Origin of the sequence: Roseburia sp. OM04-10BH (genome assembly GCF_003462605.1) — a bacterium.
Classification (GTDB): domain Bacteria; phylum Bacillota; class Clostridia; order Lachnospirales; family Lachnospiraceae; genus Roseburia_C; species Roseburia_C amylophila.
Genome location: NZ_QTZI01000002.1, coordinates 218,340 through 232,528, shown reverse-complemented (window position 1 = coordinate 232,528; position 14,189 = coordinate 218,340). Strand labels below are relative to the sequence as shown.

14 protein-coding genes are annotated in these 14,189 nt (G+C 42.1%); 10 read left to right on the top strand and 4 right to left on the bottom strand.

Annotation, left to right across the window (positions count from 1 at the left end):
* Positions 1 to 56 precede the first annotated feature (56 nt).
* On the bottom strand, positions 57 to 833 hold the full coding sequence (locus tag DXB43_RS03495; protein WP_117946789.1) for a prolipoprotein diacylglyceryl transferase: 777 nt from the start codon (positions 831 to 833) through the stop codon (positions 57 to 59).
* A 395-nt stretch (positions 834 to 1,228) separates the two neighbouring features.
* Between DXB43_RS03495 and clpX the strand changes: the two genes are divergently transcribed.
* From clpX to DXB43_RS03470, 4 genes are all read left to right on the top strand, one after another.
* Positions 1,229 to 2,671, top strand: a complete 1,443-nt coding sequence (gene clpX / locus DXB43_RS03485) for an ATP-dependent Clp protease ATP-binding subunit ClpX (protein ID WP_117946786.1) — start codon at positions 1,229 to 1,231, stop codon at positions 2,669 to 2,671.
* Positions 2,672 to 2,700: 29 nt separating this feature from the next.
* Positions 2,701 to 4,389 carry a S8 family peptidase gene (locus DXB43_RS03480; protein WP_117946784.1) on the top strand — a complete coding sequence of 563 codons (1,689 nt, stop codon included), beginning with the start codon at positions 2,701 to 2,703 and terminating at the stop codon, positions 4,387 to 4,389.
* Positions 4,390 to 4,461: 72 nt separating this feature from the next.
* Positions 4,462 to 5,421 (top strand): L-lactate dehydrogenase, encoded by a 960-nt coding sequence (locus DXB43_RS03475; protein ID WP_022242666.1) that lies wholly within the window; start codon positions 4,462 to 4,464, stop codon positions 5,419 to 5,421.
* 72 nt (positions 5,422 to 5,493) lie between these two features.
* Positions 5,494 to 5,940: a signal peptidase II gene (locus DXB43_RS03470; RefSeq protein WP_117946782.1), complete on the top strand. Its 447-nt coding sequence runs from the start codon at positions 5,494 to 5,496 to the stop codon at positions 5,938 to 5,940.
* A 159-nt stretch (positions 5,941 to 6,099) separates the two neighbouring features.
* On the opposite strand, the gene DXB43_RS03465 is transcribed toward DXB43_RS03470, so the two are convergent.
* Both DXB43_RS03465 and DXB43_RS03460 read right to left on the bottom strand, forming a co-directional pair.
* Positions 6,100 to 6,300, bottom strand: a complete 201-nt coding sequence (locus DXB43_RS03465; protein ID WP_022242668.1) for a cold-shock protein — start codon at positions 6,298 to 6,300, stop codon at positions 6,100 to 6,102.
* Between the two features lie 77 nt (positions 6,301 to 6,377).
* A complete protein-coding gene (locus tag DXB43_RS03460; RefSeq protein WP_117946780.1) occupies positions 6,378 to 6,884 on the bottom strand; it encodes a DUF5721 family protein in 507 nt (168 codons plus the stop codon).
* 101 nt (positions 6,885 to 6,985) lie between these two features.
* Between DXB43_RS03460 and DXB43_RS03455 the strand changes: the two genes are divergently transcribed.
* The 4 genes from DXB43_RS03455 to DXB43_RS03440 all read left to right on the top strand — a co-directional run bounded on the left by DXB43_RS03455 (position 6,986) and on the right by DXB43_RS03440 (position 10,686).
* A complete protein-coding gene (locus tag DXB43_RS03455; protein WP_158565952.1) occupies positions 6,986 to 8,131 on the top strand; it encodes a transglutaminase domain-containing protein in 1,146 nt (381 codons plus the stop codon).
* 175 nt (positions 8,132 to 8,306) lie between these two features.
* Positions 8,307 to 9,146, top strand: coding sequence for a DegV family protein (locus DXB43_RS03450; RefSeq protein ID WP_117946778.1), 840 nt, complete (start codon positions 8,307 to 8,309; stop codon positions 9,144 to 9,146).
* A 147-nt stretch (positions 9,147 to 9,293) separates the two neighbouring features.
* Positions 9,294 to 10,097 (top strand): dipicolinate synthase subunit DpsA, encoded by an 804-nt coding sequence (locus DXB43_RS03445; RefSeq protein WP_158567188.1) that lies wholly within the window; start codon positions 9,294 to 9,296, stop codon positions 10,095 to 10,097.
* Entirely contained in the window at positions 10,084 to 10,686 is a 603-nt protein-coding gene (locus DXB43_RS03440) for a dipicolinate synthase subunit B (RefSeq protein ID WP_117946774.1), read from the top strand. The genes DXB43_RS03445 and DXB43_RS03440 overlap by 14 nt, the downstream gene beginning before the upstream one ends.
* On the opposite strand, the gene asnB is transcribed toward DXB43_RS03440, so the two are convergent.
* Complete coding sequence (asnB, locus tag DXB43_RS03435; RefSeq protein ID WP_117946772.1) at positions 10,677 to 12,530, bottom strand: asparagine synthase (glutamine-hydrolyzing); 1,854 nt, start codon at positions 12,528 to 12,530, stop codon at positions 10,677 to 10,679. The two genes, DXB43_RS03440 and asnB, sit on opposite strands and share 10 nt — an antisense overlap.
* A 259-nt stretch (positions 12,531 to 12,789) precedes the next feature.
* Here asnB and DXB43_RS03430 point away from each other — a divergent pair, with 259 nt between their 5' ends.
* Together DXB43_RS03430 and DXB43_RS03425 are read left to right on the top strand one after the other, a co-directional pair.
* Positions 12,790 to 13,275 carry a sigma-70 family RNA polymerase sigma factor gene (locus DXB43_RS03430; RefSeq protein ID WP_117698937.1) on the top strand — a complete coding sequence of 162 codons (486 nt, stop codon included), beginning with the start codon at positions 12,790 to 12,792 and terminating at the stop codon, positions 13,273 to 13,275.
* Complete coding sequence (locus tag DXB43_RS03425; RefSeq protein WP_117946770.1) at positions 13,272 to 14,177, top strand: RsiV family protein; 906 nt, start codon at positions 13,272 to 13,274, stop codon at positions 14,175 to 14,177. Before DXB43_RS03430 ends, DXB43_RS03425 begins: the two co-directional genes overlap by 4 nt.
* Positions 14,178 to 14,189 lie beyond the last annotated feature (12 nt).

Genomic DNA, 14,189 nt, shown 5'->3' with positions numbered 1-14,189 from the left:
CAGTATGGAAAGTATGTAAGAACAAACTTCCATATTGCAGGATTTTTTGTTTCCCGTTATGGAACCATATCTTTCTTTTGCTTATGTGCCGCCCGGATAAGATAGCATATGGTTCCCACTACAAATCCAAGACTAATCCACTGGGAAGTGGAGAGTGCTAAAAGATGGCCGCGGACGGCATCGTAACGTACATATTCTAACAGGAACCGGAGAATACCATAGACGATGAAATAAATGGCAATGATATGGGGATAAGATTTCTTTAAATCCAGCACAGCAAGTACAATCGCAAGAATCAGAAGACAGATTGCTTCTACTAACTGAACCGGAAACAGTGTTGTATCCGATGGTGCCAGAGAGCCTCCCGGAAACTGTACAGCAAAAGGACCGTCATATGGAGTACCATAACAGCAGCCGGCAAGAAAACAGCCGATGCGTCCGAAACCGTGAATCCATGGAATCAGATAAATCAGGTGTGTAATATAAGGCTTGCTGTTGATATGATGGAATTTTCCTGCAAAAAGAAAGCAGAGAAGTCCGCCAATGAGTCCACCATAGAATACAAATCCACTTGACATGATATAATTAAAATACTTGGGTTCTAAAAAACGGGACCAGTCAATCTCCCGATAAGAAATGATAAGATACAAAAGCTTGGCGCCTATAAAGGCGCCAAGTAATGTGTATGCTTCTAATATAAGAAAATCATCAAAAATCAACTTATATTTCTTAAGGGGGTAAAGTGCAAATACATTTGCAAGGATTACCCCAAGGGTAATCATAAGTCCGTATGATGGGATATGAAATCCCAGAATGTTAAGATAAATCGACATAGTATCACCCTTTTAAAAAGTCGGTTCTATTATAACAAACCTGCAGATGCAACGCATGCAACACATGCGATGTATAAAGCTAAGCCTAATACAAGACCGATGATAGAACATACAAGTCCACCGGTAGCGCATTTAGCCTGGTTCTTATGTCCGATAGCACCTAAGATAGTTCCTACAAGACCTAAGATTGCTCCAATCCAGCCGATAGTTCCAGCAGTGAATACATCGATAACGGTTGCAAATTTCGAAAAATAGTAAAAAATATCAAGTTTTGTCAGATGTGAAGATTTTATAAAATTATAGCTTCGAAGGTTGAGATTAAAACCAGCATGAATTATAATAAAAGCAATGTTTTAGAAGTATAAAACAGATTTGAGAGAATAGGAGAAACAGATATGGCAGAGAATGAAGACAAGAAGGAACTTGAAAATATAGATACAGTAGAAGAGACCAGGGAAGATACAACAGAAGAGAAGAAAGATGAATACGAGGAAATCTGTTATATCTGCCGCAGACCGGAAAGCGTTGCCGGTCAGATGATAAAGATTCCGAATAATATCTGCATTTGCAAAGACTGTATGCAGAGAACCTTTGACAGCATGAATAATTCCGGATTTCCAATGGGAGATTTTATGCAGAGCGGACAGATGCCGAATATCAGCATGATTAATCTTTCTGATTTACAGGGATTTATGCCGCAGAGCCAGAAGATCAAGAAAAAGAAAACCAAAGAGGAGAAAGCAGAAGCCCCGAAATTAGATATTAAGAAGATTCCGGCACCACATAAGATTAAAGCAAGCCTGGATGAATATGTGGTTGGACAGGAATATGCCAAGAAGGTAATGTCTGTGGCAGTTTACAATCACTATAAACGTGTGGCAACCGATACGATGGATGATATTGAAATCGAGAAATCCAATATGTTAATGATTGGACCGACCGGAAGTGGTAAGACTTATCTGGTGAAGACACTGGCAAGACTTCTGGATGTGCCGCTGGCAATTACAGATGCGACTTCCTTAACCGAGGCAGGTTATATCGGAGACGATATCGAAAGCGTTGTCAGTAAATTGCTTGCAGCTGCAGATAATGATGTAGAGCGGGCAGAGCATGGCATTATTTTCATTGATGAGATTGATAAAATTGCCAAGAAGAAGAACACCAACCAGCGTGATGTCAGCGGAGAATCCGTGCAGCAGGGAATGTTAAAGCTTCTTGAAGGAGCAGAAGTGGAAGTGCCGGTGGGAGCCAGCAGCAAGAATGCCATGGTTCCGATGGTTACCGTTAACACTAAGAATATTCTTTTTATCTGTGGTGGAGCTTTCCCGGATATTGAAGAGATTATCAAAGAACGTCTCAATAAGCAGGCATCCATTGGATTCCAGGCAGATTTAAAGGATAAATATGATAATGATGAGAATCTGTTACAGAAAGTAACGGTAGAAGATGTAAAGAAGTTTGGAATGATACCGGAATTTATCGGAAGACTTCCGATTCTCTTTACCCTGGAATCACTTACTGTTGATATGCTGGTCCGTATTCTAAAGGAGCCGAAAAATGCTATCATCAGGCAGTATCAGAAGCTTCTGGCATTAGACGAAGTCAATCTGGTATTTGAAGAGGATGCACTGCGGGCAATTGCAGAGAAAGCAAAGGAGAAGAAGGTCGGAGCAAGAGCACTCCGTTCTATTATCGAAGAATTTATGTTAGATATCATGTATGAGATTCCAAAGGACGAAAACATCGGCCAGGTAACGATTACAAGAGATTATATTGAGAAAAAGGGCGGTCCGCTTATCACTATGCGTGGAGTGGCAGCATTACCGGTAAACGAATAAAATAAAAGAAAATAAGTGCCGGAGCTTATATGGAAGATTGTAAAGACGCACCATACTCGGAAGAATATTACGACCTTCTGGTTTCCTATCTGAGCCTTGAAAATGAATATCTTCCGGAAGGCTGTATCCAGAATATTGATAAAGATTTTAATGTAGTCTATTTGCAGAGTGCAGGCTTGCCGAAGCTGGATATTGACCAGTATACCTATTCGGCAATTCCAAAATGTTTTACCATATTAGACGAAGAGGCATTGCAGGCAGGCGGAATCATAAGGGTACAGAGTCAGCCAAATCTTGCTTTGAGAGGGCAGGGTGTTCTGATTGGATTTGTGGATACCGGAATTGATTATCAGAATGAAGTATTCCGTAATTCTGATGGCAGCAGCCGTATACTAAGAATCTGGGATCAGAGCATTCGAAGTGAAGATACACCAGAGGGATTCCTCTATGGAACGGAATATACAAAAGAACAGATCGATATGGCATTGTTAACAGATGCACCTCTTCGGGTAGTACCTCACCGGGATGAAGAAGGACATGGTACCTTTATGGCAGGTCTTGCGGCAGGAAGCGAAAAACTTTCGGAGAAATTTGCCGGAGTAGCACCCTATGCACAGATTGCCATGGTAAAGCTGAAGCCGGCAAAGAAATATTTAAGGCGTTTTTATTATATTCCGGAAGGTGCAAAGGCTTATCAGGAAAATGATATTATGGCGGGGGTGGCATATCTGACCAGACTGGCGGAACGATATCGCCGCCCTCTGGTGATTTATCTTGGGCTTGGAAGCAATTCCGGGGATCACAGTGGAAACAGTGTGATTTCGTATTATCTTAATTATGTTTCCTTCAAGCGGAATACGGCAGTTGTGGTAGCAGCAGGGAATGAAGCTACTGCCAGACATCATTATTACGGAGAAGTTGCATTCGGGCAGCAGAGTGATGTGGTAGAAGTAGATGTGGAAGATGCAGTGGCGGGTTTCCATATTGAAATGTGGGCAAAGGCTCCGGAGCTTTATTCGGTGCGGATTATATCGCCAACGGGAGAGCGGACGGCAGGTGTCCGGGTGCAGCAGGATGGCAGAGAGGTATACCGTTTTGTATTTGAAAATACACAGGTTATCATTGATTACCACATTGTTGGCACTGCCACAGGAGATCAGCTTATTTATATCCGGTTTGACCGGCCCACCAGAGGCATCTGGACGATTGAGGTAAATGGCGATTACAGTATAGAAGGAAGATATCACATGTGGCTTCCGATTACCGGACTGATTGCCGGTGATATTTCTTTTATTCGTTCTAATCCGGATACGACAATTACCATGCCGGGAAATGCAGCTGCACCGATGACAGTAGGTGGATACAATGCAGGAAATGACAGTATTTATCTGAATTCCAGCAGAGGATACACTGCATCGGGACTGGTAAAGCCGGATTTTGCAGCACCGGGTGTCAATGTGATTGGACCGGCACCGGGCAACCGGTTTGAGGCAAGAAGTGGTACCAGCATTGCAGCGGCAATTACTGCAGGAGCTGCAGCACTGTATCTGGAATGGGCAGTAGAGCGTGGTTATAATACTGATATTACAAATGCAGAAATTAAAAATGATTTTATCCGCGGTGCGGTGCGGTTAGAAAGCAGAGTTTATCCGAACCGGGAATGGGGATATGGAACCTTAAATCTCTATCAGACCTTCGAACAGTTGCGCCGGACATAGGAGGTTCTTGTTTGCATAGAATAACTGCTTCTGTGGGATTCTATATAGAAAACACGAAGCAGGAGGGTAAAGATGAAGCAGGAACATGCAATTGATTTACGAAAGGCAGCCATTATCGGATGTGGGTTTGTCGGCTCTGCCACTGCATTTACACTGATGCAGAGCAAGCTCTTTTCCGAACTGGTTCTAATTGATGTGGATAAAGCAAGAGCGGAAGGAGAGGCCATGGATATCAGCCATGGAATGCCATTTGCCGCACCGATGAAAATATATGCCGGCAGTTATGATGACATTGTGGATGCCGACATTATTATCATTACGGCGGGAGCAAACCAGAAACCGGGAGAAACAAGGCTTGAGCTGGTAAAGAAAAATGTAGCCATTTACAAAAATATTATCCCGGAAATTGCTAACAGAAGGTGTCGTGGCATATTACTCATCGTATCGAATCCGGTGGATATACTGACGCTGGCAGCATTGAAATTATCCGGTTTTCCGGAAAACCGGGTAATCGGTTCCGGAACTGTATTGGATACTGCCCGGTTAAAAAATATGCTGGGAAAACAGCTTGGCATCGACAATCGTGGTGTGCATGCATTTATTGTAGGAGAACACGGAGACAGCGAGGTGGCGGTATTCAGTTCTGCCAACGTATCCGGTATTCCGTTGGAACAGATTTATAAGCTGCGTGGCTATGAGGAATATGAAAGTCATACGAAGCGTATATATGAAGAAGTAAAGAACAGTGCTTATGAAATCATAGAGCGTAAGCAGGCAACCTATTATGGGATTGCAATGGCGATTAAGCGGATTTGTGAATGTATTGTCCGGGATGAACATTCGGTGCTTCCGGTGTCCAGTCTGATGCATGGGCAATATGGCATTTCCGATATCGTGCTGAGCATGCCGGCAGTGGTGGATGCCGGTGGCGTGGAGCAGATTCTTCCGGTGTCATTAGACGAAGAAGAGCGGGCAAGGCTTCATGCGTCAGCAAAAGCACTGCGGGATGTGATTGCTGACATAGAATTATAGAGCAGGCGGAGCAGAAAGAGAGAAAGAAAAGGACAGAAGGAATCAGGCAGGACAAAAGAAGGAGGAGTTTCCATGAAATATTTATTACTGGTGGCATCCATTTTCGGGCTGGATGAAGGAATCAAGCAGCGGGTTGATAAGAAGGAGCCGTTGGGAAAAGAAAAAAGAGTTCCAAAGCTTCCGGTTGTAATTGAAAAATATTATAACAATGGAGCCGCATTGAACTTTCTGGCGAAGAAACCGAAAATTATGCTGGGGTTACACAGTGCATGCATGGCAGGACTGATGGCCATATATGGGTTTGTATTAAGAAGAGGAAATACAGGACTGAAAACCGGTATGAGTATGATGGTTGGCGGCGGATTAAGCAATCTCTGGGACAGAATTCATAAGAAGCATGTGGTGGATTATATCCGCTTTGATACACCGTGGAAACGCTTTTCAAGAATTGTATTTAATATTTCCGATTTCTTTATTTTTATCGGAGCAGCAGTTTCTATGTTGTTTGCTTACAGGTAAGAAAACGGGATTGCAGCCAACGGTAATAATACCGAAGGAAGCAATCCCATTTTTCTTAATCAAATTCGTTCGTTATATCTTAATCAACATAAAAAATCATTATTAAAAATCAAATTCTATATCTGAGAAAGGTACATTGAAAAACCTTGATTATTGCAACTATTTAATTACTGTTACGTTAGTTGCCTGAGGACCCTTGGCGCCTTCTGTTACGTCAAATTCTACTGCTGCGCCTTCTTCTAAGGATTTGTAACCATCCATGTTAAGTCCTGAGTAGTGTACGAATACATCATTACCTTCTGCATCAGAGATGAATCCGTAACCTTTCTGGTTATTAAACCATTTAACTGTACCGTTCATTATAGTACCTCCACAAAAATTATCTAGCCATATGGCTATGCTTAGAATAGCATAATTTATTTTAAAAGTAAAGAAAATTAGTTGATATCGGTATAGGGGATATCATGCCCGGCAAAAAATTTGCGTATCAGCATATCCCATTCCTGGTCGAAGGTGTGGTCTAAGGTAAAACTGCGGTAAGATACACCATTGGTACAGGAAAGAATACCATCCTGAAATTTGATGTTTAAGAAAACTCCATTCAAATCCTGGGTAGTCAGACCACTTTTACTTACTTCCAGAGTATTTTTAAGATTCTTTGGAGAAAGCTGAAAGATAAAGCGGAAATAGGAGGGGGTATGTTTTCCCTTGATCAGGGCGAAGCAGTTTTCACGCAGCATGCCAAAAGGCAGGCAGCTTAAACCGGTTAGTTCCAGTTCATTCAGTTCTTCCGGACTGTAGAAATCCGGTACAAGATGTCCGTCGATTTCATAGGAACCTTTTCCACGGATGGTAGCTTCTGATAATAAGAAGTGGTCAAATAAATCCGTGCGAAGTAATTTATTCATAAAATCCTTTACCTGTAAAAGTTGTATTGCAATCATAGTATCCTCCTCATTTTTAAAGTGTAACACAAACCGGATAGAAAAAACAGAGAAAGTATTGTAGAATGTCTATGAAAAGAAGCAGATCGAAAGGAAATGATATGAGAAAACAAAGATTATTAACCGGTATTGCAGGAATACTTATGGCGTTTCTGTTTACCGGCTGTAATACGTCATCCGTTGAAGAATGGGTAGATGAAGTAGTAGAAGATATCAATGGACAGATACCGGATAATACCTTGCTTCCGGTAGAGTCAGTTTCAGAGGAAAAATATGTATATGGCCAGCTTACGGAAGAAGAACAGCTTGTTTATGATGAGATGCTGGATGCTATTTTAAATCATCGGGAAGAGGTGGCAGTTGCTACATTAGATAAAGACGTACTGGCAAAAATGTATGAAGCAATTATGGCAGACTATGGCGGACTCTTCTGGGTGGATGGCTATTCCTATACGGAATATTCTAGGGCCGGTGTATTGACCGGGCTTAAGTTTGCACCGAAGTATACAATGGATGAAGCTGCAAGACAGGAGACACAGGCGGCAATTGATGAAAAGGTCGACGTACTGCTTGGCGGCATTTCATCCGAGGACAGTGATTACCAGAAAGCACGGTTTATATTTGATACGCTGGTGCGTACGGTAAATTATGACCTTAATGCAGAGAATAATCAGAATATCATCAGTGTATTTCTAGAGGGAAGAACGGTGTGCCAGGGCTATGCCTGTGCCACAAAATATCTGATGGATTTATTAGATATTCCATGTACGATAGTGACAGGAACTGCCAATGGAGAACCACATGCATGGAATCTCATCGAACTGGATGGAGCCTATTATTATATGGATACTACCTGGGGCAATCCAACCTCCAACAGTCCGGATGACTTCGGAGATGTAGCTGAAGTGGTAGATTATTGCTTTTTTACTGCAACTACAGAAGAGTTATTTCAGACCCACAGTCCCAATGTAAATTTTTCATTGCCGGAATGCAATTGCCTGGATGACAGTTATTTTGTGCAGGAAAATTGTTATTTTAAGGACTGGTATCCGGAAGACATCGGAGCATTATTTACAGAGCTTGACAGCCACCCTGTACAGATGAAGTTTGAGGATGAGGCAGTTTATGGGCAGGCACAGCAGTTTTTCATTGAAGAAGGGCATATCGGGGATTATTATACCGGGGATAGTTCCTTATTTTATATGAAAAATGAGACAATGCGGGTACTTACTTTCCTGAAAAAATAAAATATTTGTGAAATATTATAAAAATTTAAATATCCTCTTTTCAAAACGTAATATTTATGATAATATGACGTAGTAATGAAAACTACTTGTTATTACAAAGAAAAACATAACATATAATTTTAAACATTGCGTACATACTATAAGAGAGATGACTACGCAATCAGGAGGATAGAAAATGAGCTACAAAATCATAGTAGACAGCTGTGGAGAGTTATTTGATGATATGAAAGCAGATGGAAGATTCCAGTCTGTTCCGTTAGAGCTTGAGGTAGATGGATACCATGTGGTGGATGATGAATCCTTTGATCAACTGGAGTTTATTCGCAGGGTAAAGGAAAGCAGGCATAGCCCGAAGTCATCCTGCCCATCTCCACAGAGATATGTGGAAGCATATTTAGGAGAAGCAGAGCATGTATATGTAGTAACACTTTCCGGTAAATTAAGCGGTTCTTATAACAGTGCAGAGCTGGCAAAGAAGCTTTATTTAGAAGAACATAGGGCAAAACAGATTCATGTATTTGATTCCTGTTCCGCATCCATTGGAGAGACTCTGATTGCAGAAAAGATACAGGAATCAGAGGAAGCCGGAAAGAGCTTTGAAGAAGTGGTTGCTGAGACAGAAAAATATATTAAAGACCAGCAGACCTTCTTTGTATTAGAGACTTTAGAGACTCTGCGTAAAAACGGCAGACTCAGTAACCTGAAAGCCTGGGTTGCCGGGGCATTAAATATCAAGCCGGTAATGGGGGCCACGCCCGAGGGTACAATCTGTCAGCTGGGACAGGCAAGAGGAATGGCAAAGGCATTGGACTATATGGTTAATGAAATTGTAAAGAGAACGAAAGAGTGTGAAAAGAAGATTTTATCCATCGCACATTGCAATTGTCCGGAACGTGCAAAACAGGTAAAAGAAAAATTGGAAAAGCTGGCAAAATTTAAAGATATCAGAATTGTAGATACTGCAGGAGTCAGCACCATGTATGCCAATAATGGCGGTATTATTGTAGCAGTTTAAAAAATAGCAGATAAAAAGTGGATAAAAAAAGCAGAATCGGCGCAGGCTGGTTCTGCTTTTTTGCAGCCTGTATCCAGTAACAGCGGTAACAAAATGGAGCATCCGCATATAGTAATAACAGACGATTGCAAGGCAAGGAGGGATGAAATGCAAATCGCAATCATTGGAGCAGATGAAAGAACACCGGCATTAAAACGTTGTCTGATGGAATCAGGAATTGGAATCATAGAAATAACGGAGCAGAATATCCGGCAGCTGATGCAGTGTCAGATTATTGTATTACCGTTGCGGGCATTGGAGGAGGATGGCAGAATCAGAGGAAGCAGGGTAAAAATAGGAATGGTATTATCCTATGCAGCGGAGAGAAGTGTTATTTATGGAGGTTGTTTCCCGGAGGTTCTGACACGAAGACCATCAGGGCGGCGGATACGGCTGGTTGATTATATGGAAGATGAAGTCTTTAGAAATGAGAATGCCGGACTGACAGCAGAAGGCTGCCTTGTAGAAGCAATGACAAAGAGCAGGTGCTGCGTGAAAGGAAGAAACTGTCTGGTGGCAGGTTTTGGTTATTGTGGAAGAGCCATGGCAAAGCTGCTTTTATCTTTGGAAGCGGAAGTAACGGTTTATGATATAAAGGAAGATTGCCAGCGGGTGGCAATGGAAATGGGGTGTGGCTTGTGGCAGGAGAATGCAGAGGAGCAGAACTTTGAGTGGATTTTTTATATGGCAGATAAACCATGTCCAATAGACACTGTCTTAAAATGGTGCGATGAGAAAACATATCTATGGGATATTACAACCGGTGGCGGACTTCCGGCAGAGGAGTTAGAAGAAAATGGTATTCATGTGGAACATCTTACTGCCGTTCCTGGAAGAATACTGACAGAAAGTGCAGGAATCATTCTTGCACGGATGATAGAAAGAGGAGCAGCAGATTATGGAAGAGTATAAGCTTACATTAGGACTTGGAATTACCGGCTCTTTCTGCACTTTTGGGAAGATACTCCGGACGACAGAAGCACTGGTGCAAAAAGGAATAAAAGTTATTCCGGTATACTCCAGACATGCAGGAACTTTGGATACCAGATTTATGACAGCGGAAGTATTTCAAAACAGAATGCAGGAGATTACAGGAGAAAGGGGAATTCAAAGTATCGTGCAGGCAGAAACCATCGGTCCGTCAGGACTTTTTGATGTGATGGCAATTGCACCATGTACCGGAAATACCATGGCAAAGCTGCAGCAGGGCATTGTAGATACTGCAGTGCTTATGGCAGCCAAAGCGCATCTTAGAAATGAAAAACCGTTGGTGCTGGCAATTTCTACCAATGATGCTTTGTCCATGAATCTTAGAAATATTGGACTGCTGATGAATATGAAGCATATCTATTTTGTGCCTTTCCGGCAGGATGATTATCAGAAGAAACCCCATTCTCTGGTGGCGGATTTTAACCGGTTAGAGGAGACTATTGCTGCAGCCATGAAAGAAAAACAGCTGCAGCCGGTGGTGCTGTCTCCGATGCCGGTAGATTATAAATGAAGGTCAATCTTATATTCACTGAGCCAGTAATGAATCTGCAGGAGATAAGCAATCATCTGAGGACCTGCCATAAGCTGGCCATACCATGGTTTGCCATAGTCTCCTTCCTGATTTAAGAATTGCATAGTCTTTTCTTTATCAATCAGTGCAAGAAGGGGACTTTCCCCGGTGGTCAGCAGCACACTCAGACGCTGACGCAGGAGCTGTTCATAGTAAGGATGGTAGGTCTTAGGATAAGGACTTTTCTTGCGGAAAGTAATGGTGTCCGGAAGATAGTTTTTTGCACACTGCCGCAAAAGGTTTTTCACAAGACCATCTTTGGCCTTCATTTCCCATGGCACATTAAAGACATAGGAAACCAGGTTTTTATCTGCAAAAGGAACGCGGGCTTCCAGACCGGAGAACATACTGGTGCGGTCCATGCGGTTTAGCAGAGTCTGCATAAAGTAGCGGATGTTAAGATAGGAAATACGCCGGCGGCTGCATTCCGTATCATTGTCCGATGGCAGAATATCGACCTCTGCAATGGCATTTTCATAAGAACTTTGCACATAGGAATCTAAGGACAGTGCATCTGCAATTTCGTCTTTTAAGAAGGACTTGCGGAAAGACAAATCCGGTGTCCATGGAAACGTGTTGCAGGAAAGAAAATTCTTCCGGTGAAACCACGGATAGCCGCCGAAAACTTCATCGGCACATTCTCCGGTCAGGACTACCTTATGCTGCTTACTGACTTCCCGGCAGAAGAAGAGCAGGGATGAGTCAACGTCAGCCATACATGGAAGGTCATGGGCTTTCATGGAAGCAAAAAGTAAGTCAGCCTGGGAGCGGTTGTCACAGGTCAGATATTGATGCTCACTCTTAAGATAGTCTTTCATAATATCCACAAAGGGACGGTCTTCGGAGGGCTGAAAATCATTTGCCTTAAAGTAACGGGAATTATCTGTAAAGTCAAAGGAATAGGTAGAAAGAGTCTGCCCTTCTTTTCTTAATTCTTCCGCACAGACCGAAGAGACAAGACTGGAATCCAACCCGCCGGAAAGAAAGGTGCAGATAGGAACATCGGAAACCATCTGCCGGCGGATGGACTGTAACAGCAGCTCTTTTGTGTGGACAACAGTTTCTTCATAGCTGTCTGTATGTGGATGGCTTTCTAATCGGAAGTAACAGTAATCTTTCAGTCCGGAAGCACTGAAAGTGAGGTAATGTCCCGGCAGACATTCTGTCATATGCTCATAAACTGCGTTGCCGGGGTTCCTGGCAGGACCAAGACCAAAGATTTCGGAGAGTCCTGTTTTATTTACCGAAGGGATGCAGCCGGGATAACAGAAAATTCCCTTCGGCTCGGAAGAAAAGATAAGTGTGTCATGAAAAAGCCGGTAAAAGAGCGGCTTTACACCAAAGGCATCCCGGAAGAGATAGAGAAGCTGATGAGCCTCATCATAAATGGCAAAAGCGAAAATACCATTCATTTTCCGGACAAAGGACGGTCCTTCAAAAAGAAATCCATTTAAAATGACTTCTGTATCGGAATGAGTACGAAAGGTCATGCCATGGGAAACCAGTTCCTCACGGAGTTCTTTCGTATTATAAAGTTCTCCATTATAGACGATGGTGAAGTCTGCGTCACAATAATGTCTGGTCATAGGCTGAAGCCCACCATGAGGATCAATAATGGCAAGCCGGGTGTGGGAAAACCCTGTATGAGAGGTTAAATAAATACCATGGGAGTCCGGCCCGCGGTGATAAAGTGCGTCACTCATATCAGATAGAATGTTACGATAATAAGGCTCCCTTTCTAAAAAATCAGTATGTAAATTACAAAAACCGGAAATACCGCACATAGCAATTCTCAATTCATTTTTTGTAGTAATCTATGCATTTCCCTAAATAAAAAGTACAAAAAAAAGAGAGATTTATGAAAGAGAGGAAGCATTTTCTGGGTGCAAAGCACAGGTAAGGAGTTGCCGGCAGTAAGTTGTGTGGGTTATAATAAAAAAAATGAAACTATTTTTCCGGCTGGAACGTCTAATTTACAGAAAGCAAAGGTTGAAAGGCTTTCTTTGCATATGCAGGTTTTCGGAAAGAGAAGAGGAAACAGGAATGAAGAAAAGAGGAATCGCAAAAGCGGTGGAGCAGGAAATCCTTGCATCCTATGAACAGCTTTACCGGCTGGCAATTACCTATGTAAAGAACGAACAGGACGCAATGGATGTAGTGCAGGAAAGTGCATATAAGGCAATGAAAAATGCCGGTCAGGTGAAGGAAGAAACCTATATTAAGACCTGGCTCTGGCGGATTGTTATAAATACGTCACTGGATATGTGCAAGAAACAGAAGCGTATCGTAAGTGGAGTATTTATCCCGGAAGAAGCAAAAGAAGATGTATACAAAGACTGGGATATGCTGGCAGCGTTGGAAGAATTAGAAGAACGGGAAAGAACCATTGTGATATTAAAATATTTTGAAGAATGGAAAATAGATGATATTGCAGATCTTCTGAAAGAAAATCCAAACACCGTAAAATCAATCCTGTATCGCAGCTTAAAGAAATTAAAGATAAAGATGTCCAGGGAGGAAATAGCATGAACCATGAGAAAATAGACAGGATGAAGCAGGAATATGAGCAGATAGAAGTCCCGGAAGCATTGAAAACGCAGGTGGAAGCCGGAATCAGAAAAGGAAAGAGGGAGACCCAGAAAGGCAGTATCCGCTTTTTAAAAGGAGCAGCAACGGTAGCGGCAGCTATGGTTGCACTGGTGATTTCGGTAAATGTAAGCCCGACAATAGCCCATGCCATGGAAGAGGTTCCATTACTTGGCACAATTGTAAAGGTAGTGAACTTTTCTACATATTCTGATGTACAGGATGATAAGAATATGGAAGCAAATATAGACATTCCCCAGGTGGCAGTGACAAATCAGGATGGGGAAGTATTATCGGATGAGACGGACGAGCTGAATCAGGAAGTGAAAAAGTATGCCGGTGGTATTATTAAGTCTTATCAGTCTGATGTAGCTTCCATTGAAGATGGTGAGAATGGTAATGAGGCAGTGAATTCGTCTTATCAGGTAGTGACAGATAACGACCGGCTGTTTGCTTTAAGAATTGATACTTCCATTGTAATGGCAGGATCGAACCAGTATACGAAAATCTATAATATAGATAAGAAAACCGGAAATACCATTACATTAAATGATTTATTTCAGAAGGATTCCGATTATCTGGACCGGATTTCAGAGGAAATAGAAAAGCAGATGAAGGAAAATATGGAAAAAGACAGTAACCTGCAATACTTCTTAGACAAGGATGTAGATGGCTACAGCTTTGATGGAATTAAGAATGATGTAAATTTCTATGTCAACAAAGAAGGAGAGTTGACCATTGTTTTTGATAAATATGAAGTAGCACCGGGTTATATGGGAATTGTAGAATTTACGATTCCGACCAGTGTGGTTTCTGATATTATAAAGGACGGATATCTGCAATAATATGACAAAGAT